This is a genomic window from Jiella pacifica (assembly GCF_010500815.1).
GTDB classification, from domain to species: domain Bacteria; phylum Pseudomonadota; class Alphaproteobacteria; order Rhizobiales; family Rhizobiaceae; genus Jiella; species Jiella pacifica.
Genome location: NZ_JAAAMG010000031.1, coordinates 1 through 19,716 on the forward strand (window position 1 = coordinate 1; position 19,716 = coordinate 19,716).

Consider the following 19,716-nt stretch of genomic DNA (forward strand, 5'->3'; position numbering starts at 1 on the left):
CACTCAGGCGATGATGCGCAACCTTGGTGGCCGCATCACGCGGCCCTGCGGACTTCCTTGATGGTGACGGTCCCATGGTTCGGTCCTCCTTCCCAAAAATAGCATGGAAAGAAGATTAAGAGGACAGCCGAGGGTATCGGGAAACCACTGTAAATCAAGCCAACTCTCTGCAACATGGATGCAACATGGATGCAGAGGTGATCAACATTAAGTCTTTGAAATCGTTGGCGACCCCGGCAGGATTCGAACCTGCGACCATCGGCTTAGAAGGCCGGTGCTCTATCCTCTGAGCTACGGGGCCGTCCGCTCCCGGCCTTTGGTACGGCGGCCGAATGCGGTCTCTCGAAGGGGTGGGCCGGCGGATCGCCGATCGGCCGCATCGCGATCCGCCGCCGGGAACCAAGTCGATCGGATTCAGTGGGTCCAGGGCTGGCGACGATCATACTTGAAATTGTCGGCATAGGCGACCCGCACCCGCTTCGGCGGATGCTGCTCTTCCAGGCGAAAATCGATGCCGTTGCGCTCGGCATATTCGATCGCCTGCTCCTTGGTATCGAAGGTCAGACGCACCTGCGAACGCATGTCCCTGGACGAGGTGTAGCCCATCAACGGCTCGACCTCCTTCGGCGCGGCGGGCTCATATTCGAGCACCCAAAGCCGCGTCTTGGCTTTTCCCGACTGCATCGCGGTCCGAGACGGCTGAAAGATGCGTGCAACCATGTCCGGCCCTCTCCGTCTCTGCCCATTGCGAGGGAACCCTGGTCGGAGCGGCAGGATTCGAACCTGCGACCCTCTGGTCCCAAACCAGATGCGCTACCAGGCTGCGCTACGCTCCGTACGGGTGACCCGTTCGCCACCAGCGATCTGCCGGGCTTTGCCCGCCAAGTCAAGCTCCAAAGCCGCGCTTGCCGTTCACACCGGGCCCTTCGCGGGACGGTCCTTGCGGAGTGAGGCAGGAGGCCTCACCCTGGGGGAATGGCATCGTGCTCGAGCCGGTCGCCGATCGAGACGCCGTAGCGGGCCGCCGCGCCGCCGTTCAGCTCGAGCACGTAGCGCACCGGCTGGCCGGACGGGATGATGTCGAGCGACAGCGGCTGGGCGTTGGTCTTGATCGTGACGATCTCTCCGGTCTCGTCCATGAAAAGCATGTCGAGGGGAATCAACGTGTTCTTCATCCACATGGCGACGTGGCGCGTTTCGTCGAAGCGAAACAGCATGCCCTGATCGCGCGGCATCTCCGACCGGTTCATCAGCCCGACCTCGCGCTGCTCGGGCGTCAGCGCCAGTTCGACCATGACCTCGCGGTCGCCGCTCTTGGTGTGGAGCACGGCCTTCGAGAGTTCGGCGGCGGCGAACGCCAGGTAGCCCGCAGCGAGCACGGCGACAATTGCGGCGGCAAGACCGGCGAAGAGCTTCTTCGGTTTCATTCGACCCCTGCGCCCCGGCGGCGCCCTCTCGCGTTCTTCGATGTTGCGCCAGCCGCCTTCCGAGCGCCGACGGCACAGTCCCTTAATGCAACCTTTTGCGGCTCTGCGCCAGACGATCCGGCTACTGGCTCGAGACCGACGCCCCCTTGCGGATCTTCGACGAAAGCCCGATCCGCCGCAGCGGAGATCGGAGAAGATCAGTGGAGGGCCGGGCCGCTGCCGTTCAAGGACTGGACCTCGGCCGCCATCAGCCCCTTGTCCCCCGCGCCGAAGCGCACCAGCACTTCCTGGCCGGGCCGCAACTCGGAAAGGCCGTGCCGGCGCAGCGTCTCCATGTGGACGAAGATGTCGGCAGTTCCCTCCCCGCGGGTGAGGAAGCCGTATCCGCGGGTGCGGTTGAACCATTTGACCACGGCCGGGACCAGGTCGCTTTCCGGCACGACGTTGACATGGGTGCGCGAGGGCGGCAGTTGCGAGGGATGGACTGCCGTCGAATGGTCCATGGACAGGATGCGGAAGGCCTGCAGACCCTTTTCGCCGCGCTGGATCTCGCAGACGAGACGGGCGCCCTCGGGCGCCGCCGTATAGCCGTCGCGCCTGAGACAGGTCACGTGGAGCAGAATGTCCGGCCCATGGTCGTCCGGCACGATGAAGCCGAACCCCTTCGATGCGTCGAACCACTTGATGTGACCGGAGACGACGGTGAGGCCAACGTCGCCGCTCGCGGCCTCATCACCACCGGTACGGATCTGTGTCGAGAGTCTTTCCGGCATTCGGGGGTTCCGCCTTCTACGCCAACCGAATCGCGAACATGAAACTTAGCATTAACTGTCCCATGGACCGCAAGAGGCCGTAGGGTAAAATGGCATGTCTCACGCAAAAATCCCCAAACTCTTCCTGTCCGTTAGATTAGCCTCCATGGTGAAAAGCAACGCTGCAGAGAGTAGGTGCCTTCGTAGCCTTCCCCTCATGCTGCCGCCCTGGATATCGCCGTCATGGCCGTTCTGCCAATGAACCGAGACAATTTGCGGTTCTTGCCCAGGCCTTTCGGGCTGGAGCCGACCACGGTGGCGCCGAACATCCACGGGACGGCGAGACGTCATGCATGAACTTGCGTGGATCTCGAGAGGCATCGGGGACGCCCCCTCGCGAATGGCTGCCAGGTGCTCCAAGATGAGGCGGTTCGGGAGATTGCGCCGACCGCAGGTGAGGTGCCCCGAGGCTCGTCCCTCCCGGCAGCGGACCTTGGCGAGTGCGCGATCGGCCCTAACTTCCGGCAGTCGTTGCCCAACCGGCAAAACGGACGAGGCGATCGAGCGGCCGGACCGCCCGATCTCGCAGCGGTCGGCGACGCTGCCATCCTATCCAATGCCGAGGACGCTTGCTTTCGGTCGCACCGACGGAGAAAGTCCTTGCGAACGAAGCCGTCGATTTCAGGAGCAAAGATGCGCTATCTCCACACGATGGTCCGGATCACGGACATAGACCAGTCTCTCGACTTCTACTGCAACAAATTCGGCCTCGTCGAAACGCGCCGTGTCGACAGCGAAAAGGGTCGCTACACGCTGATCTTCCTCGCCGCGCCCGGAGACATGCCGGAGGCGAAGGAAACCAAGGCTCCGCTGATGGAGCTCACCTACAACTGGGATCCCGAAGAATATTCGGGAGGCCGCAATTTCGGCCATCTCGCCTTCGAGGTCGACGACATCTACGAGACCTGCCAGAGCCTCATGGACGCCGGGGTGACGATCAACCGCCCGCCGCGCGACGGGCGGATGGCGTTCGTCAAGTCGCCGGACGACATCTCCTTCGAGCTTCTGCAAAAAGGCGAGGCGAAAGAGCCGGTGGAGCCCTGGGCTTCGATGCAGAACACGGGGTCGTGGTAGAGGCGACTCGCCAACTTCATGAAAAAGTTGTAAACGTCGTATCGCCACATTGTGGACATATGAAGCAACAGGACGCGTCGTAGCCTGTAGCCGAGGGGATTACCCTGCGGCTTCCGATGGGGATCGGAACGGGCGTCGGCAGAGGCGACCACCAGAATACCGGACAGGGCCCCTGGGGCCGCCGGGAATGATCAATCGGCGTGATCGCGCGCCTGGGGGATGACGGATCGGGGGTCGATCCGTTGCGGAGAGGGAAACGTTGACGGCCAGATCACAGGTCGCCACGGGCCGATTGCTCGGTTCGGCAATCTTTGCGGGAGCCCTTCTGGCGGCCCTGCCACTCCTCAGTTCCTGCGTCTCGGCGGTCGACGACACCTCGGCCTTCGGCTTTGCCAGCGCATCGTCCACCGAGGCGACCTCGCCCGGTGCCGAAACCGCCGGCGGCGACGATGTCGCCAAGGCCATCGCGGACGCGGCCGACGACGACGGGACACAGGTCGCAGCCGCCGATCCGGCGCCGCAGGCGGCATCGCAATCGGCCGGCGAAGTCGCCCCTGCGGAAGCGGCGAAAACGGCCGAGGCCGCTACCCTGCGCGATCGGATGACCACCGCCAGACCCGTCGCCGCCTATGCCGGCGGCACCGTCTCGGAGGGCGCCGCCATCGCCGAGGATCGCGGCGAGCGCCCGGCCCAACAGTCACTCTTTGCATCGCTGTTCGCCCAGGAAAAGGCCCGCACGCCCATCGCCAACGCCGAAAAGAGCAAAGGGCGGCGGATCGTCCTGAAGCGCGACGAGCCCGCCGATTCTCCCGGCGGCATCGAAGGTCTGCCGGGCGTCGACCCCTCCTCTCTGTTCGAGATCGGCCAGAAGGCCTCGGCGGACGAGGCGGATGCACTCGACGACGTGATGTCTTCGTCCTACCGCGTCGCCTCGCTCGGCGGATTTGCGCGACTTTCGCCGAACGGCCTGCGCGTCGCCCGCGACGACATCCAGACCGCGTGCTTCCCCGCCGATCTGGTCGCGCAGATCCGGGCGCTCGAACAGCGTTTCGGTTCCAAGGCGGTCATCACCTCGGGCTATCGCAGCCCCGACCACAATCGCCGCGTCAAAGGTGCCCGGCGCTCCCAGCACATGGGCTGCAAGGCGGCGGATCTCTACATTCCGGGCGCCGACCATCTGGCGGTCGCCGCCTATGCCCGCTCGCTGCCCGGCCGGGGCGGCGTCGGCACCTACTGCCACACCGATGCGATCCATGTCGACGTCGGGCCGAAGCGGGATTGGAACTGGCGCTGCCGCCGCCGGTGAGCATCTGCTGCGAGGCCGGTGGAGGTCATGGGAGCGGCCGAGGCCCCGACGCCGAGATCGGCAGAGATGGCCGGATGTACAAAGGCCGAGACACCCGGGACTCTCCCTCAAATGCGGAGGAAAACAGGGTCTCGTGTTCCCGCTTCGGCATTCACGGATAAGCTGGGATCGACCGGCCGGCCCAGGAAATGGCCGCGCGGGACCGTTGGTTTTCTCAGGCAATTCTCCTGCTTCGTGTGAAGGTTTTGCAGTTGTCTGATCGTTCGATTCGACCAGGTGCCACCGTCGACTTCACCCTCCTCGAGCGCGACCTGCATTATCGCTCAACCCACATCCAGACGCCGGATGGATTGACGATCGCGGTGCAGGACTGGGGAGAGGGATCCGGCAGACGCGATGTTCTCTTCATTCATGGTTTCTCGCAATCGCACCTGTGCTGGCTGAAACAGGTCAGCGGCAAGATGTCCAAAGTCTTTCGCCTCGTCACTTACGACAATCGCGGCCATGGCATGTCCGACAAGCCCATGGAGCCTGCCTTCTACCGCGATCCGCAGCGTTGGGCGGACGAAGTCAATGCCGTAATCACCGGCAGCGACCTGCATCGGCCGATCCTCGTCGTTTGGTCCTATGCCGGTCGTATCGCGCTCGATTATCTGACGCATTATGGCGACGAAGGAATTTCAGGGCTCGTGATGGTCTGCGCCACGAGTTCCGCTGGCCCCGGAACGGCCGGCCCGGCGGCCCCACTCATGCGCGCAATGGCCGAGCGGGAGCTTGCGCCAAGCGTTGAAGCCTCCGTGCAGTTCGGCCGCGCCTGTTTCACGACACCCCCGCCTCAGGCCGAAATGGAAGTGTTCCTCGCCTGTTCGGCCGTCACACCCAACAGTGTCCGCGAGGCTCTCGTCGGACGTCCCGCCGAATATGCCGAAACACTCCAGAAGATCGACGTTCCCACACTCGTCATCCACGGGGAACAGGATCGCGTGCTCTTGCCGGCGACCGCCGAGCATACGGCGCGAATGGTCAAGAATGCCAAGCTTCTCGTCTATGAGGGAATCGGCCATACGCCCTTTTGGGAAGCGTCGGACCGTTTCGACGCCGACGTGACAGCCTTTATCGAAAGCACGACGTGACTTCATAGAGCGCGCGACATGCTCTCCGCCTTCGCCGGGTCCGACGAGACGCGGTCACGAGATCATTCAGGAGGGCATGTAGGCGGACATGTCCGCGACGATCCCACCGTTGACGATCGGAACGCAGTCTTCCGGAAAATGCTGAACGATGGTTGCCCCCGCGGCCTCGAGGCCGTCGAGGAAAAGTTCGAGTTGTTCCATTGCCGTCGTCGGCAGGTCGTGAAGAACGACCAACGGCCACTCTTCGGCCGCGCACTGCTCGAGCGCTCGCGGCACCCATCCTTTCGGATTTTCCCAATCCCGCGGAACCACGTTCCAAAGCACGCAGGTGTAGCCGTCGCGACAAAGCAGATCGACGGCCGTGGCGCTGAGGAGTGCTTCGTCGAGGATCCCGCCGGATCCGAATGGGCGGAACAATCGGTCCGGATGAGACATCTCGCCGATCAGTTCCTGAGTGCGTCCGATCTCGAGAGCGGGAGCATCCACGTCCAGCGTCACTCCGAGCGGGGCAAGATGATTGAAGGTGTGGTTTCCGATCCAGTGCCCTTCCCGGAAAGCCCGCTCGACGATCGCGTATCGTTCCGGATCACGGAGCTTGTCTCCGACGACGAAGAAAGTCGTGAGGATCGCACGTCGTGCCAGGATATCCAGAACTTGTGGCGTGATCTCCGGGTCCGGCCCATTGTCGAAGCTCAACGTGACACGCCACGGCATACGATTCTCACTTCCTCAGGCCACGGCAGATGCTACCGACCGTTTGCCGACAGAGCGCCCTGATTGCTGCTGCGCTATTCCGAGACGTCGCTCGAGCACCTGCACCAGGCCATCGAACGCGATCGCGAGCACGAGTACAAGAACGACAGCTGCATAGACTCGAGGACTGTCGAGCAGCGTCCGGTATTTGGAGATGAGAAAGCCGATGCCGGCCGTCGAGGTCAGCATTTCGGCCACCACGACGCCGACGATCGCGAGCGCCCCACCCAGCCGAAAGGCTGCCAACACCGTCGGCAAGGTCGCAGGCAGATAGACGTGCCACAGCTTCTGCATCCGGGTTGCCCCCAGACTGCGCGCGACGATCAGGAACTGGCGATCGACGGTCTGCACCCCCGCCGCCGTCCCGAGCAAGGTGGGAAGAAATCCGTAGACGCTGGCGAAGATGATCTTCGATTCCGAGCCGATCCCGAACCAGGCCGTGAACAGCGGATAGAGGACGACGAGCGGAACGGCGAAGAGGCCGGAGAACATCGGAAGCATGATCTGCCGGGCGGAAGCGGCACCGCCGATGGCCAATCCGCAGAGGACCCCGCCGCCGCAGGCAAAGATCATCGCAATGCCCACCTCCTGAAGAGTCACGAGCATGTGGCGAGCATAGATCGGTGCTTCGACGACCAACATCTGCAAGGTGGTCGTCATCGGCGGCAGAAACAGCGACGGGACGATGCCGGCCCGCGGCAGGATCTCCCAGATCAAGAGCACGCCGAGGACGATTGCCGTCCTGACGAGGCGTGGCGATGGAAGCGCATGGGAAGCGGTGCTCATGACCGGATCCTTTGCCAGATGCGCTCGCGGAGCTCTTCGAAGCGACGGCCCCCCATGACCTCGAAGCTTCGCGGTCGCGGCAGGTCCACCGACACGCGGTCCACGAGTTTCCCAGGGCGCGAGGTCAGGACGAGCACCTCGTCCGACAGGTGGATCGCCTCGCTCAGCCCGTGGGTGACGAAGATGATCGTCTTGCGGGTCCGCTCCCAGATCCGCAGCACCTCGTCTCCCATGGTCAGGCGCGTCTGCTCGTCGAGCGCCGCGAAGGGCTCGTCCATCAGAAGGATCGGCGGGTCCTGAACCAGACCTCTGGCAAGGGCCACGCGCTGCTTCATCCCGCCGGACAGTTCATGGGGATGCTTGTCCGCAAATCCCGCGAGGCCGACGAGGTCGAGCGCCTCCTCCGCCCGCTCGCGCCTGATCTTGTGATCGACGTGGCGAAGCGACAGGGGAAACTCGACGTTCGACCGGGCTGTCAGCCAGGGATAAAGGCTCGCGTCCTGAAAGACGACGCCGATCCGGGTCGGATCCGGCTGGACCAGAGGCCTGCCACCGGCGGTGATCGTCCCCCGTGTCGGCTGCACCAGCCCGGCGATCATCATGAGCAGCGAAGACTTTCCGCATCCGCTCGGTCCAACGATCGAGATGAACCGGCCCGTTTCCACCCGAAAAGAAATATCCGTCAGGGCTTCGGTCGTCCCTGACGCCGTTTCATAGACGTGACCGACATTGGTGACTTCGACGGCGCCGCTTTCGTCGGTGGAGAAAGCGGGGGACGGCGAGGAAACGACGGCTTTGAGTCCCATGACTATTCCCTCCAATGCTCGCAGCGGCTCTCGAGAGCGCGGATGGTCTCGTTGAACACGATGGCGATCGCCGCGATGACGACGATCGTGGCCATCAGCCGATCGAGCTGAAACCCCTGGCCCCACTGCTCGATGACGTTTCCAAGCCCCTCGCGGGACGCGTACATTTCGGCGAGCAGGATGCCGGTGAAATTGAAGATCATCGAAACCCGGATCGCTTCGAGAAGGACCGGCGTCATTCCGGGCAGATAGACCCGCAAAACGGTCTGCATTCGCGTCGCGCCGTAGGAGCGGGCGACCACCAGATGGTCGCGGCGTACGCTTTCGATGGCTGCGAAGGACAGCATCATGACGATGAACAACGTCGAGAACACGCCGAACGCCACCTTTTGATGGAAACTGATCCCGAAGGCGAAGATGAAGAGCGGCAGGAAGATCGATTTCGGGATGCTGAATACGAAGAATACGAGCGGCTTGAAGATGTCCGACGCGTATTTGTTCTCCCCGATCAATATCGCCATGATGAAGCCGACGGGGACGGAGACGAGAAAGGCAACGAGCGTTTCCAGGAGCGTCGTTGCCAGATGTCCGCGAAACCCTGCTTCGCCGAAAAGCTGAACGATCATCGGCCCCACCACGCTCGGCGGCGGCAGCAGGCGAGGATCAAGGAGACCGACCGTCGGTGCGACCTGCCAGACGGCAATGAGCGCAGCGACGAGAGCGGCCCGCGCGACCGGAGCGGGGATACTCCGCGCTCCGGTGTTCCGGACGGTGGCCGTGTTCATTTTGCCGGCGAGATGACGGCAGGAGTGAAGGCGTCGGTCCAGATTTCGTCGGCCTGAGGCATGTCTTCGATCCCCGTCAGCTTGGCCAGGTCCATGGCGGTCGCCGCCAGATCCGCGTTCATCTCGCCGGTGCGGGACAATTTCAGGAAGACGTTCTTCCACTCCATTTCGGCCACTTCCGGCGAAATGTTGTTGAGGTCGGCAATGATCTTGATCGCCGCGTCCTTGTTGTCCTGCAGATAGGCGACACCCCGATAAAGCGCATTCGTCGCCTTCTGCACGAGTTCCGGCTTTTCCTCGATGAAGGCGCCGGTCGTCGCCCAACCGGAATTGAGATGCTCCGGCATCGCCGTGCCATAGTCGAGGATCGCGCGCGCATCGCCCTTGGTGAGAACGTCGTAGCTCAAGGGCGAATAGACGACCGCCGCGCTGACGTTTTCACTGATGAGGTTCGGCAAGAGGCCGCCGCCGCCGAGCGGGATGCTTTCGAAGGTGATGCTCTGGTCGGACATCGTCCAGCGGGCCAGCATGTCAGACAAGGAACCGGCCGAGGTGATCCCGACATTCTCGCCCTCGACCTGCTTTGCTTCGGTGATTGGCGAATTGGGGAGCACCATCAACTGCCACCCGTAGTTTCCCGAACCGAGCATGCCGATGAGCTTGGCGTCGACACCCTTGGCGCGGCTGGATGCGGTGACGCTGCTGGAACTGCCGATGATGTCGGCCGCCCCGGCGACCATTGCCGTCACGGCTTCGGCGCCGCTCTGATAGACGGTCAGCTCCGCTTCGATCCCTTCGTCCTTGAAGTAGCCTTGATCTTCCGCCCTGTGGGCGACGACCGTGGGAAACCAGGTCTTGGTCGCAAGGCCGATACGGACCATGTCTGCAGCGTTCGCAGCCCCGGGTAGCCCGAAGCCGACCATCACGCTTCCCACCAATGCGGCGCCGGTCCAAGCCGAGACAATCCGGCCCGAATTCTTGCTCGTTCGCTTTGTCATTCTTTCCTCCCTATGCAGACCAGGGCCTGCCGATGCATTTCCCGTGAGCGGACGACTGGCGTTTGATCGACGCCGCCTCTCATTGCCTTCCACTCGCCGCCGACCGGGTCCGCCCGATCGAAAGACGTCTTCTTCCGCTACGTCCATCCGTCGACACAGCGCCTCCAGTTCCGATCCTCAGCGATGTCAGGAAATTTCGCAAGAAGAAAATTATTTCGCACAACGAAATTCAGGATGGCTTTCGTCCGGCGCTGGTTTCGGAGTAAGAGCGCCGAAGGCGCCAAGCCAGATCGGAAAGCCGGATCAACGCCCATGATCGCCTTTATCGAGAGATTTGAACCGAGCCTGTCCCGCGCATGCCGGAGAAAGTGAGCGAGAGTGGTTGAGGGCAGAGACGGCAATTTCGTCGAGGGCCTTGCGCGCGGGCTATCCATCCTCGAGTCGTTCGACCGGACCAACGCATCCATGACGTTGTCTCAGGTCGCGCGACGGACGGGGATGAGCCCCGCCGCGGCTCGGCGCGGTCTGCATACGCTGGCGAGCCTCGGCTACATTCGCCAGGTCGACCGCCACTTCGTCCTGAGCGCCCGCATCCTGACGCTTGCGTCCGCCTACCTTCAGGCCGCCGGCAGCGACGACCTGCTCCTGCCGGAACTGCGCCGCATCGTGGGAACCTTCGGCGCCGCCGCGTCGATCGCCGTCCTTCATGGCACCGACATCCTGTATGTTGCCCACTATTCCGAAGAACGTTCTCGCCGGATCGTCGCTTCGGTCGGCACCCACTATCCGGCCCACGCGACCTCGATGGGCAAGGTCCTGATCGCCGCTCTCGCCGCAGAGCAACTCGATGCCTATCTGGAGCACGCGGACTTCCGTCCCCTCACCGACCGAACGATCGACAATGCCGACGACCTGAAACGGGTCATCGCCGAGTGCCGAAAGAACGGCTATGCGACCGCCGTCGACGAACTCGACTATGGAATCACCTCGCTCGCCGTGCCGATCCGCAACGCGCAGGGCCGTGTCCTCGCGGCGATCAACTGCTCCGGCTATTCCGGTCGCGTGACGGCCGAGCGCCTCGTCGCGGAGCGACTGGAGGATCTGATCGGGTCGGCCAACCGGATCGGCCGGGTCCTCGACGCCAACCCGGCGCTGGCGCAGTCATTCCATCTTTGAGCCTGCCTGGGCAAAGCCCGGACGCTCGGCACGCCGGCGGGCGCAAGCCTGTCTGCTTACGCCGACGCCGCGCGCTCCTGCAACTCCTTGCGGATGGCAGTTCCATGCTCGTCGAGCAGCGGCGGCGGCAGAACATCCGCGTCGATTTCGCAGTCGAAGTTGTAGGGAGGCCGGACCGTCGTGAAGACGCCGTTGTCCGGACGATCGACCGAAACCTTGATCCCCAGATGGCGGGCCTGGGGATCCTCCAACGCTTCGTCGGCGTCATAGGCGGCCGAGTGCGGCACGCCGTTGGCGGCAAGCCGCTCGCACCATTCGTCCCGGGTTCTCTCCCTGAAGATCGGCGTCAGTGTCTCGATCAGATCGTCATGATGCGCAATGCGCCCGGTTCGCTCGACAAATCGCGGGTCAGCACCGATCTCGGGGTGGTCCAGCGTGATGACCAACGAGTCCCAGAACTTTGGCGGCGAAGAAAGATGGAAGGCGATCCAGCGCTCGTCCTTGCATGCGAAAGTGTAGGACTGTGACACTTCCGGACGGCTGAGAGGCCCCATCACCTGGCCGACGCTGTAGTAATGGGTAAAGCTGTCGAGATTGAAATGCGACATCGCTTCCAGCATCGAGATGTCGAGCCGGCGCCCCGTTCCTGTCTTCGATCTCTCCAACAGCGCCGCGCAGATACCCGTCGCTGCATACTGACCTGTGACGGCATCCGCGATGGCCGGGCCGATGACGCGCGGACGGTCGGGCGGTGTCAAAAGCCGGAGATAGCCGGAGGCTGCCTGTGCCACCGTGTCGAAGACCGGTCGATCGCGGTAGGGACCGGACGTACCGAAGCCGGTGATTGCGCAGTAGATCAAGTCCGGCTTAAGGGCCCGGAGCGCCGCCTCGCCCGCCCCGATCGTCTCGGCAAAACCGGGACGAAAATTCTGAATGAATACGTCGGCAGTCGATATCAGCGCATGGAAGACGGCCAGATCCGCCGGGTCGCGGGTGTCGAGCGCGATCGACCGCTTGTTGCGGTTGTAGGTCTGATAGTGGGGCGAATAGAGCCCGCCCTTGAAGGCTCGGAACGGATCGCCCGTTCCCGGCCTCTCGACCTTGATGACGTCGGCGCCGAGATCGGCGAGGTGCATCGCGGCCGCCGGTCCGGTGATGTAGGTCCCCATTTCGACGACGCGAAAGGAGCGGAGCATCTTGACCATCAGCGGTCATCCTTCCTGGCAGGCAGTCCGTCATAGCTGATCGCCTGATCGGCGTGGTTGGACATGATGAAGCCGATCGAACGCTGGCTTTCTTCGAGAAGATGCGCCACCAGCCCGGCCGTTCGTGCGAGGATGGGGACCCCTTTCATCGCACCGCGGGGAAAGCCTGCGTCCAGCATCAGGGCCGGAATCGCGCCGGACACGTTGATCGGCAGGGGACGGTTCATGATGCCCGGCGCGTGGCGGGCGACCGCCTTGATCATCGCGATATGCTCACCCTCGACGCCCTCTTGCGCGGCCACGGCCAGAAGCCGGTCGGCGCGCGGGTCGCCGCTGCTGTGCTGCGGATGTCCCAGCCCTGGCACCTTCTGGCGCCTCGCCTTCAACTCCTCGAGGCTTTCGCGCGCGACGGTGTCCGTGTCCTGTCCGCTTTCACGGACCCGGTCGACCAGCTCGCCGAGATAGCGACCGGCCGTCTCCGAACTCCCGGCAACGACCGACCCCATCCCGAGGATGCCCGCAGCGATCGCCCCCTGCCACGCGTCCGGTCCTGCCGCGAGCGTCATCCGCGCGGCCTGAACGCTCGGCACCAGGCCATGCTCGGCAATGGCGACGAGGCATGCGTCGGTGATGCGACCTTGGGCCGCGCTCGGCCGATCACCGGTGACCAGAAGCCAAAAATAGTCGGTGAAATTGATCCCACCGATCAGGTCGCGGCACAGATCGTTCCCCCGCACGGTGACGCTGACGGCGTCGGAGGCCGCGATCGCGGTCAACGCCTGATCTTGCTTGCCGATACGCAAACCCAATCCTTTCGATATGCGAAAATAATTTCGTAATACGAAATGTACGGATTTTCGATGCGCTTCGTCAAGGGGAACTGCTGCCGACCCGAAATCAGGCACGCTGCTTCGCTGACGCCGTCGTGCACACATGTCATTTGCGTTGATGGGGAACGCGCGCAGCTTCGAACGGTGCATCGCGATCACCTAGCAAAGGTTGTGGAGGCGGGTCATTCCTCGGCACACGGGCGCTTTTCCGCCAGAGCGTCGAACGAGAAGCTTCCGATGCTGGCCGAAGGGCATCGCCAGGCCACCAAGCTGGGGCTCGCCGCGCTCGGGATCGTCGGGGGCCGCCGCCTTGCTCTTCGGTGGCAGGCGCCACCGGTTGCGGAGACGGGACGCGCCATGACGACGATGGCGAGAGCCTTGTTCTCGTGACGGAGTTTACTGCAACGGCGGCTCGTCGCGCCTCACCGATCTGATGCCGATTCGCGCACGTCATCCCCTGAACCTCAGCATCGCCGAGTGCACCGATGGCGAGGCGTGAAATCATCGATCGCGCTGTCGGGATGACCGCTGGTAGCCGGATCGCCTGTCTTCTCAGGCATCCTCACGGGCTTCGGCGACAGCGAGTTCCAGACCCTCCAGGAAGATGAAGATCAAGGCCGAGACGAATCCGGCCGTCAGCCATGACAACGGGCCCGTCAAAAGCAGCCCACACAGATACGCAGCTCCCATGGCGCAGCCGACGGAAAGAAAGTTGAGCATCCGTCCGAGCAGCTTGACGCTGTCCGACTCCTGCGGCTCCTCCCGTAGCAGCAGAAGCGTCAAAAGCTCCGCCACCGCGAAGGCGGCGACGGCACCAGCAGCGGCCAGAAAAATATCGAGTGGATCTGGCTGCGCGATCGTCGTCAGGAGTGCGTAACAGCCTGTGATCGTGATCGAGAACGCATAGGCGGAGGCGTTGTCCATGACGCTTAGCCGCAGGTTCTTGAGGAGAAGTCGCTTGGCCCGCATTTCCGTCTGCCTCTCCCCTGCCCGTCTCGCCGTTCGCCCGCTCCGCTGCAGCCGATCGCTGCATCCGGGGCATGCACCGCCGGCTACCGATTCCGGCGCGAACCGCAGTGCCCATGGCACGTTGTGCCAGTCGGAAGGAGCAACTGAGCCACAGCGGCCGATCCGCGTTGTTGCCGCCCTGGATGGTGGCGCGGCCGGCGCCAGTGGACGGAGCCGCGACCTCCTAAAGCTGCGTGAAGCAGACAGGTTCCACGTCGATGACAGAGGCAGTGCCCGCCCCTCGGGCCAAGTTTCCCCCGCGCCAGCGGGACTGCAGCCTGTAATGCTGCTTTCCGCGTTGTCCTGATCAAGCTCTTTGCGTCGAGGGATTGGACGCAGAGCGCGAGCCAACGACCCGGGCATGGTCGCAGTGATCGGTGTATCCCTCTACGCCGATCTGACCTCGAAGACGGACAAACGGAGCGCAAACAGGTGTCGATGATTCGGCTGGTGCCCAAGTTGCTGAAGACCGCGTTGGCCGGCTGGTGGAATGACAGGGCCTTGAGCCTTGGTGCGGCGATCTCCTTCTACACGCTCTTTTCCATGGCGCCCGTTCTGCTGATCGTCGTTAGCGTGGCGGGGCTGATTTATGGGCGAGAGGCCGCTCAGGGGGCGATCGTGGAAGAGATCGGCGGGCTTATCGGCACCAAACCCGCTGCCGCCATCGAAGCGATGATCGCCAGTGCGAACAATTTCGGATCGAGCATCGTGGGGACAGTGGTCGGCTTCACGACGTTCCTGTTTCTCGCGACGGGCGCCCTCGTGGAGCTGCAGGACGACCTGAACATCATCTGGAAGGCGCCGCCGCCCGAGAAATCCACCATTTTCGTTCTCTTGCGCACCCGGGTGCTCAGCTTGGCGCTGGTGGTGGCGATCAGTTTCGTCCTCCTGGTATCCCTCATCCTCGATGCCGGCCTCTCGGCGCTGACAGCTTACTTGCCACGCATCCTGCCTGGATCGGACGCGATCATCTTCACCCTCAACTCCATCTCCGCGCTGGCCAGCGCGTGCCTCCTCTTCGGGCTCATTTTCAAGGTGCTGCCGGACGTGGACATCGCGTGGCGAGACGTGCTGGTAGGCGCCATTCTCACCGGTTTTCTGTTCACGCTCGGCAAATTTCTGATCGGCCTCTACATCGGACGAAGCGGCGTCGCATCGAGTTATGGCGCCGCAGGATCGCTCGTCACGATCCTGATCTGGGTCTATTATTCATCCCAGATCCTGCTCTTCGGCGCCGAATTCACGAAAGCCTTCGCGGATCACCGGGCCCGGCGCTGAATGCAGGACAGGCGGAGAGGCCAGCGCAGTAAGCTTCCTTCAGACCAGGACAACGGGATCGCACGGAGCGCTCCGAAGGGAAGACCTTCGGAGCCACAAGACGGCCAGAATGGCTGCGACAAGGGGAGCCGACGAGAGCAAGAGACCCAGGCGGAAGCATCCGCTCACGGGCATGCGGGAGATCAAGCACGAGCTCCCTCTTCCTCCGTTGGCGGGGCGCAGGATATTCGCTTGCCTTCTCTTCTCAGGGATACGCCGAGCCGCTGGACATGTTCCCGGCCTCGCCGACGGTCGGCAGCAGCTTCGAAACATGATTGAAGAACGTCTCTCTCTCGACAGACCGTTCGTATCACATGGACACGTCGACCCGCCCTGCCCTGCGGAGAGACCGCGTTCCCCTCCGTTTCCGGCTCACACTCGCCGCGAATGCGAAAGATCGCGATCGACTTGCTCCTCCATCGCAGCGATGAACGCAGGGCGGTCGCTGACGATGCCGTTTTCAACGTTCACGCTGAAGCTGAGAATGTCGAGATTGAAGCTGCTGATCATTCCCCACGCGCCGTCGACGACAGCGAGCTTGGCGTGTATCATCGCTGGTTCGTAGAGCCATACCTTGGCTCCTCGGCGCGCGAGAGCCCTGCCGAAAGCATGAGAGATGATGTCGACGTTCGAATGATCGCTGCGCGCCGGCAGCAGCAGGCGAAGTTCGACACCTCGGCGCAGAAGACGGCACATGGCGCGCCAGAAAGTCCGATCCGGCACGAAGTAAGGCGTTGCCAGGAAAACCGACGTGCGAGCATCATTGATCCGCGTCAGAAGCTCCCGATAGATGTTTTGGCGGCTCGGACGGACGGGCTCGCTCAAGACATATCGCCAGTCCGCAGCCGGGCTCTGCGGACCCTGCGCCGCTGGCTCCTGCCGGGTGGCCCGTCCCCCGGCATAGGCCCAGGTCCTTTCGAAGGCGGACGCAGCGAATTGCACCACCGGCCCTTCGACACGCACCATCGTATCGCGCCAATCGGCCATGCGGTCGTGGAAACAGGTACCGCCGATCATCAACTGCGTCTCGTCACAAAGAACGGTCTTGCGGTGCAACCGATGCAGTCCACCAATCGGATGCCTGCGAAGCACTGACAAGCTGTTGTAGGGAACGATTTCGCCCCCTGCCCGGGTGAGACTCGCTCCATCGGCACTGGCCGCCAAGCCGAAGCTTCCGAAGCCATCCGCGAGGACACGCACCTGCACCCCCTCGCGAGACTTCGCCGTGAGGAGGCGCAGCAACCGTGACCCGATGCCGGATTTCGCGAAGATGTATTGCTCGATCGAGATGCTGCGGCGTGCGGCATCGCAGAGTTCGAGTATGGCGTTCCAGTTATCCTTGTTGCTGTGGAAGAGTTCCCACGGATGGTCGACAACGGTGGAAGCCGACCCTTGCGCGGCCCAGCCGTTCGGACGGTGTTCGATCACGCTGTCAAACTCACCAATGATCTCCTTGCTTGCGACCGTCCTTCGCGGCGGCGCAGCCTGGAAGAAGCCCTCGACTTCGGCGGCCGGTGCGGTTCGGGCTCGCACCGGACCACGCTCGAGACCGAGGCCCGCTCCCGCCTCGGTCCTCCAAGGCGGCCTTTACGAGAAAGCCGGCAGACTGTCATGGGGGACGGCTGGCGCGGCCGGTCATGAACATGTCTGTTGAGGCGTTGTCTGGTCGATTGGGCGTCGAGCGTGAGACGGCCCAGCATGCCGATGTCAGCTCCCCGCCTCCGTCTCGGCGACGGCGGGATTGACCATTCCGACCGCAATGTCCGTCAGCAGATCGTCTGCATCCTTTTCCTCCCCGAGAATCCCGTTCAGAATCTGGTGGTCATTCTCGAGCCCCAGCATCTTCGCATAGGTGGCGAGCGTGCCGTAGACCGCGATCTCATAATGCTCGATGCGCTGGGCCGACGCGATCAGCGCCGCATCGCGAAGCGGCCCCGCAGCGACCATGCCGGTCATTTTCTCCGACTGCTCGATCAGCACCTTCATCGACTGGTCCTGGTGCGCCTTCGGATCCGCACCGGCCTCTTTCAGCAGCGCCTCGACGCTCGCCAGTTGTTCCCGCGTCGCTTCGAGGTGCTGCTCGAAGGCCAGCCGCAGTTGCTCTTCCGACGCCGCCTTCGCCATCTTCGGCAGGGCATCGGTCAGAAGCGCTTCGAAGCTGCGAGCCTCCTGCAACTCGGCAACATATAGATCCCTCAGTCCGCTGATCGCCATTGTGGCCTCCTATCTGGTGACGGGAAAGGCCTGACGCGGTCGAGAGTTGCATGATTGGTTCCCCGACACCGGTTGTTTCGACGGCTGGCTAAGGGGCATCCGCCAGTTTCCGCGGAACCGGCGCTGCAGAAGCCCTTTGATGATGTCCCCGGGGATGGTGTATGAGCGCCGACCTTCGGAGAGCCCAGAGTGTGATCAGGCAGCCATGGCGGGCAGCCTGATGGTGGGATCGTCGGTGGTGCGGGCGAGCGTTTCTAGGCTCATGATGGTTACGATAGATTCTTGGAAGTCCTTTCATGAGGCACCGTCGAGGTGTAGCGGTCTCACCTATGCTGAAGCTCAATTCGGCAGGTTTTCATGACCTGCTGCCTCAGCCATCGGTGCGCCGCGTCGGCATCGAAGCGTGGGTGCCACATGGCACTGATCGCCAAATCTGGCGTGGGCACCGGCAAGTCGAACCCTTGAACGGTGCCGGCAAGTGCACCGCGATCCACGACACAGGAGCGCGGCACGAGCGCGACAAGGTCTGAATGACGCGCGACGTTGAGTGCATCGGGAAAGCTCGGCACAATCGCGACGATCTCGCGCCGTAGGCCGAGTTCGAGCAGAGCATCGTCCACTGGTCCCCGCCACGCACCCCGTCGCGAGGTTACGACGTGCCCATATGCGATGTAGCGCTCCGGGGTCACCGGTTCCTTCAGCAGAGGGTGCTCCGACCGTACTGCGCCAACGAACCGGTCCCGGAAGAGGAGGTGGCTGCGCACTTCCGGCGCAGACGCGCCCGCCGTTCCGATTTCCAGATCGATCGTACCCGCGCGCAGCGGAGCCGCGTCTTTGTCGGGCTTGGGTGCGAAGTGCAGGCGAACGCGCGGAGCTGCGTCGGTGACGGCGGCGATGATTGCCGGAGCAAACAGGGCCACGAAGCCTTCATTGGCGCGGATGGCGAACGTCCTCTCCAGGCGATCTAGCTCCACATCGCCGGGGGCGGGCATCAACACCGCTTTGGCGTCTTGGGCCAGTGTTCGGACCCGCCCGGCCAGTTGCTCGGCATAGGGCGTCGGCACCAGCGAACGTCCTGCCTGTACCAGTAGCGGATCACCGATCGCGGAACGCAACCGCGACAGCGTCCGGCTGGTTGCCGACGGGCTGAGGCCAAGGCGCTTGGCCGCCGCCGTGACGCTGCGCTCCTCCAACAACACGTCGAGTGCGACAAGCAGGTTCAGGTCGATCGCTTTCATACCCCAAACATAATCGTGCTTCGCCACTGTGCATAGCGTTTGATGCACTCATGCTTTGCATCCGATGCGTCTGGTGCATGTCGCGGCGACCTCCATCTTCGGATCAACCGAACAGAAAGGAAGCACAGAGATGACTGGACCCCTGGATAAACAACCCCGAACCATCCTGCTGATCGGCGCCTCCCGCGGGTTGGGACATGCGATGGCGGTCGAATTCACGAAGAAGGGCTGGCATGTCGTCGGCACGGTACGTGAGGACGGCCGAACCGAGTTGAACGAGCTCGCCGACGCCCATCCTGATCAGGTCACAATCGAATGCCTCGACATCACCGAGCGTGCCCAGATCGCCGCTCTGCGAGACAGGTTTTCGGACAGTGTCTTCGACATATTGTTCGTTAACGCCGGCACCACCAATCATGATCAGGCGGAGACCATTGCGGAAACCTCGACCGACGAGTTCGTGCGCGTCATGGTGACCAACGCGCTCGGCGTGATGCGGACGGTCGAAGGTTTGCAGGACCTTGTGCGCCCCACCGGTCTGATTGGCGTCATGTCATCGGGCCAAGCCAGCATCGCCGACAACGAGAAGGGCGGGCACGAGGTCTACCGGGGCAGCAAGGCCGCTCTCAACCAATATATGCGCAGCTACGCCGCCCGCCACGTCGGCGACGAGCGGGCGCTGGTGCTGATGGCACCGGGCTGGGTCCGGACGGAGCTCGGCGGTCCGGAAGCGCGTTTCAGCATCGAGGAAACGATCCCGGAACTGGTAGACACACTTGTGAAGCAGCAGGGCACGCGGGGCCTGCGCTTCATCGACCGCCACGGCAAGTCCATACCCTGGTGAAGCC

Annotated in this window: 21 protein-coding genes and 2 tRNA genes; 7 read left to right on the forward strand and 16 right to left on the reverse strand. The window is 63.2% G+C overall.

Going from position 1 to position 19,716, the window contains the following annotated elements; genetic code table 11:
- Nucleotides 1–225: 225 nt before the first annotated feature.
- The 5 genes from GTK09_RS24110 to GTK09_RS24130 form a co-directional block, all read right to left on the reverse strand.
- Nucleotides 226–301 (reverse strand) — tRNA-Arg (locus GTK09_RS24110).
- A 113-nt stretch (nucleotides 302–414) separates the two neighbouring features.
- Nucleotides 415–720 (reverse strand): ETC complex I subunit, encoded by a 306-nt coding sequence (locus GTK09_RS24115; RefSeq protein ID WP_163465965.1) that lies wholly within the window; start codon nucleotides 718–720, stop codon nucleotides 415–417.
- A 39-nt stretch (nucleotides 721–759) separates the two neighbouring features.
- Nucleotides 760–836 (reverse strand) — tRNA-Pro (locus GTK09_RS24120).
- A 126-nt stretch (nucleotides 837–962) separates the two neighbouring features.
- Nucleotides 963–1,427 carry a DUF192 domain-containing protein gene (locus GTK09_RS24125; protein WP_163465966.1) on the reverse strand — a complete coding sequence of 155 codons (465 nt, stop codon included), beginning with the start codon at nucleotides 1,425–1,427 and terminating at the stop codon, nucleotides 963–965.
- A gap of 197 nt (nucleotides 1,428–1,624) precedes the next feature.
- A complete protein-coding gene (locus GTK09_RS24130) occupies nucleotides 1,625–2,200 on the reverse strand; it encodes a cold-shock protein (protein ID WP_163465967.1) in 576 nt (191 codons plus the stop codon).
- A 672-nt stretch (nucleotides 2,201–2,872) separates the two neighbouring features.
- On the opposite strand from GTK09_RS24130, the gene GTK09_RS24135 reads away from it, so the two are divergent.
- The 3 genes from GTK09_RS24135 to GTK09_RS24145 all read left to right on the forward strand — a co-directional run bounded on the left by GTK09_RS24135 (nucleotide 2,873) and on the right by GTK09_RS24145 (nucleotide 5,752).
- Nucleotides 2,873–3,313, forward strand: coding sequence for a VOC family protein (locus GTK09_RS24135; RefSeq protein ID WP_163465968.1), 441 nt, complete (start codon nucleotides 2,873–2,875; stop codon nucleotides 3,311–3,313).
- A gap of 259 nt (nucleotides 3,314–3,572) precedes the next feature.
- Nucleotides 3,573–4,619, forward strand: a complete 1,047-nt coding sequence (locus tag GTK09_RS24140; protein WP_246218105.1) for a YcbK family protein — start codon at nucleotides 3,573–3,575, stop codon at nucleotides 4,617–4,619.
- A 188-nt stretch (nucleotides 4,620–4,807) separates the two neighbouring features.
- A complete protein-coding gene (locus tag GTK09_RS24145; protein ID WP_163465969.1) occupies nucleotides 4,808–5,752 on the forward strand; it encodes an alpha/beta fold hydrolase in 945 nt (314 codons plus the stop codon).
- Nucleotides 5,753–5,818: 66 nt separating this feature from the next.
- On the opposite strand, the gene GTK09_RS24150 is transcribed toward GTK09_RS24145, so the two are convergent.
- From GTK09_RS24150 to GTK09_RS24170, 5 genes are all read right to left on the reverse strand, one after another.
- Nucleotides 5,819–6,448, reverse strand: a complete 630-nt coding sequence (locus GTK09_RS24150; RefSeq protein WP_246218106.1) for a polysaccharide deacetylase family protein — start codon at nucleotides 6,446–6,448, stop codon at nucleotides 5,819–5,821.
- A gap of 33 nt (nucleotides 6,449–6,481) precedes the next feature.
- Complete coding sequence (locus GTK09_RS24155; protein ID WP_376768050.1) at nucleotides 6,482–7,228, reverse strand: ABC transporter permease; 747 nt, start codon at nucleotides 7,226–7,228, stop codon at nucleotides 6,482–6,484.
- 59 nt (nucleotides 7,229–7,287) lie between these two features.
- The gene (locus tag GTK09_RS24160) at nucleotides 7,288–8,097 is read right to left on the reverse strand and encodes an ABC transporter ATP-binding protein (RefSeq protein WP_163465972.1); all 810 of its coding nucleotides are present in this window, start codon (nucleotides 8,095–8,097) and stop codon (nucleotides 7,288–7,290) included.
- A gap of 2 nt (nucleotides 8,098–8,099) precedes the next feature.
- On the reverse strand, nucleotides 8,100–8,723 hold the full coding sequence (locus GTK09_RS24165; protein ID WP_246218107.1) for an ABC transporter permease: 624 nt from the start codon (nucleotides 8,721–8,723) through the stop codon (nucleotides 8,100–8,102).
- A gap of 155 nt (nucleotides 8,724–8,878) precedes the next feature.
- The gene (locus GTK09_RS24170; protein ID WP_163465974.1) at nucleotides 8,879–9,880 is read right to left on the reverse strand and encodes an ABC transporter substrate-binding protein; all 1,002 of its coding nucleotides are present in this window, start codon (nucleotides 9,878–9,880) and stop codon (nucleotides 8,879–8,881) included.
- Between the two features lie 378 nt (nucleotides 9,881–10,258).
- Between GTK09_RS24170 and GTK09_RS28070 the strand changes: the two genes are divergently transcribed.
- On the forward strand, nucleotides 10,259–11,056 hold the full coding sequence (locus tag GTK09_RS28070) for an IclR family transcriptional regulator domain-containing protein (protein ID WP_312869953.1): 798 nt from the start codon (nucleotides 10,259–10,261) through the stop codon (nucleotides 11,054–11,056).
- 56 nt (nucleotides 11,057–11,112) lie between these two features.
- Here the strand turns inward: GTK09_RS28070 and GTK09_RS24180 are convergent, their stop codons facing one another.
- Both GTK09_RS24180 and GTK09_RS24185 read right to left on the reverse strand, forming a co-directional pair.
- Nucleotides 11,113–12,261, reverse strand: coding sequence for a CaiB/BaiF CoA transferase family protein (locus GTK09_RS24180; protein WP_163465975.1), 1,149 nt, complete (start codon nucleotides 12,259–12,261; stop codon nucleotides 11,113–11,115).
- The gene (locus tag GTK09_RS24185; protein WP_163465976.1) at nucleotides 12,261–13,064 is read right to left on the reverse strand and encodes a citryl-CoA lyase; all 804 of its coding nucleotides are present in this window, start codon (nucleotides 13,062–13,064) and stop codon (nucleotides 12,261–12,263) included. The genes GTK09_RS24180 and GTK09_RS24185 overlap by 1 nt, the downstream gene beginning before the upstream one ends.
- A 57-nt stretch (nucleotides 13,065–13,121) precedes the next feature.
- Here GTK09_RS24185 and GTK09_RS24190 point away from each other — a divergent pair, with 57 nt between their 5' ends.
- Entirely contained in the window at nucleotides 13,122–13,481 is a 360-nt protein-coding gene (locus GTK09_RS24190; RefSeq protein WP_163465977.1) for a hypothetical protein, read from the forward strand.
- Between the two features lie 162 nt (nucleotides 13,482–13,643).
- Here the strand turns inward: GTK09_RS24190 and GTK09_RS24195 are convergent, their stop codons facing one another.
- Nucleotides 13,644–14,015 carry a hypothetical protein gene (locus tag GTK09_RS24195; protein WP_163465978.1) on the reverse strand — a complete coding sequence of 124 codons (372 nt, stop codon included), beginning with the start codon at nucleotides 14,013–14,015 and terminating at the stop codon, nucleotides 13,644–13,646.
- Nucleotides 14,016–14,537: 522 nt separating this feature from the next.
- On the opposite strand from GTK09_RS24195, the gene GTK09_RS24200 reads away from it, so the two are divergent.
- Nucleotides 14,538–15,377, forward strand: a complete 840-nt coding sequence (locus tag GTK09_RS24200) for a YihY/virulence factor BrkB family protein (protein WP_163466005.1) — start codon at nucleotides 14,538–14,540, stop codon at nucleotides 15,375–15,377.
- A 411-nt stretch (nucleotides 15,378–15,788) separates the two neighbouring features.
- Here the strand turns inward: GTK09_RS24200 and GTK09_RS28075 are convergent, their stop codons facing one another.
- The 3 genes from GTK09_RS28075 to GTK09_RS24215 all read right to left on the reverse strand — a co-directional run bounded on the left by GTK09_RS28075 (nucleotide 15,789) and on the right by GTK09_RS24215 (nucleotide 18,868).
- Entirely contained in the window at nucleotides 15,789–16,949 is a 1,161-nt protein-coding gene (locus GTK09_RS28075) for a phospholipase D-like domain-containing protein (RefSeq protein ID WP_163465979.1), read from the reverse strand.
- 174 nt (nucleotides 16,950–17,123) lie between these two features.
- Nucleotides 17,124–17,630, reverse strand: coding sequence for a YciE/YciF ferroxidase family protein (locus tag GTK09_RS24210; protein WP_163465980.1), 507 nt, complete (start codon nucleotides 17,628–17,630; stop codon nucleotides 17,124–17,126).
- Nucleotides 17,631–17,953: 323 nt separating this feature from the next.
- Nucleotides 17,954–18,868, reverse strand: coding sequence for a LysR family transcriptional regulator (locus tag GTK09_RS24215; protein WP_163465981.1), 915 nt, complete (start codon nucleotides 18,866–18,868; stop codon nucleotides 17,954–17,956).
- A gap of 130 nt (nucleotides 18,869–18,998) precedes the next feature.
- Here GTK09_RS24215 and GTK09_RS24220 point away from each other — a divergent pair, with 130 nt between their 5' ends.
- Nucleotides 18,999–19,712, forward strand: a complete 714-nt coding sequence (locus tag GTK09_RS24220; RefSeq protein WP_163465982.1) for an SDR family oxidoreductase — start codon at nucleotides 18,999–19,001, stop codon at nucleotides 19,710–19,712.
- The last annotated feature ends 4 nt before the right edge of the window (nucleotides 19,713–19,716 follow it).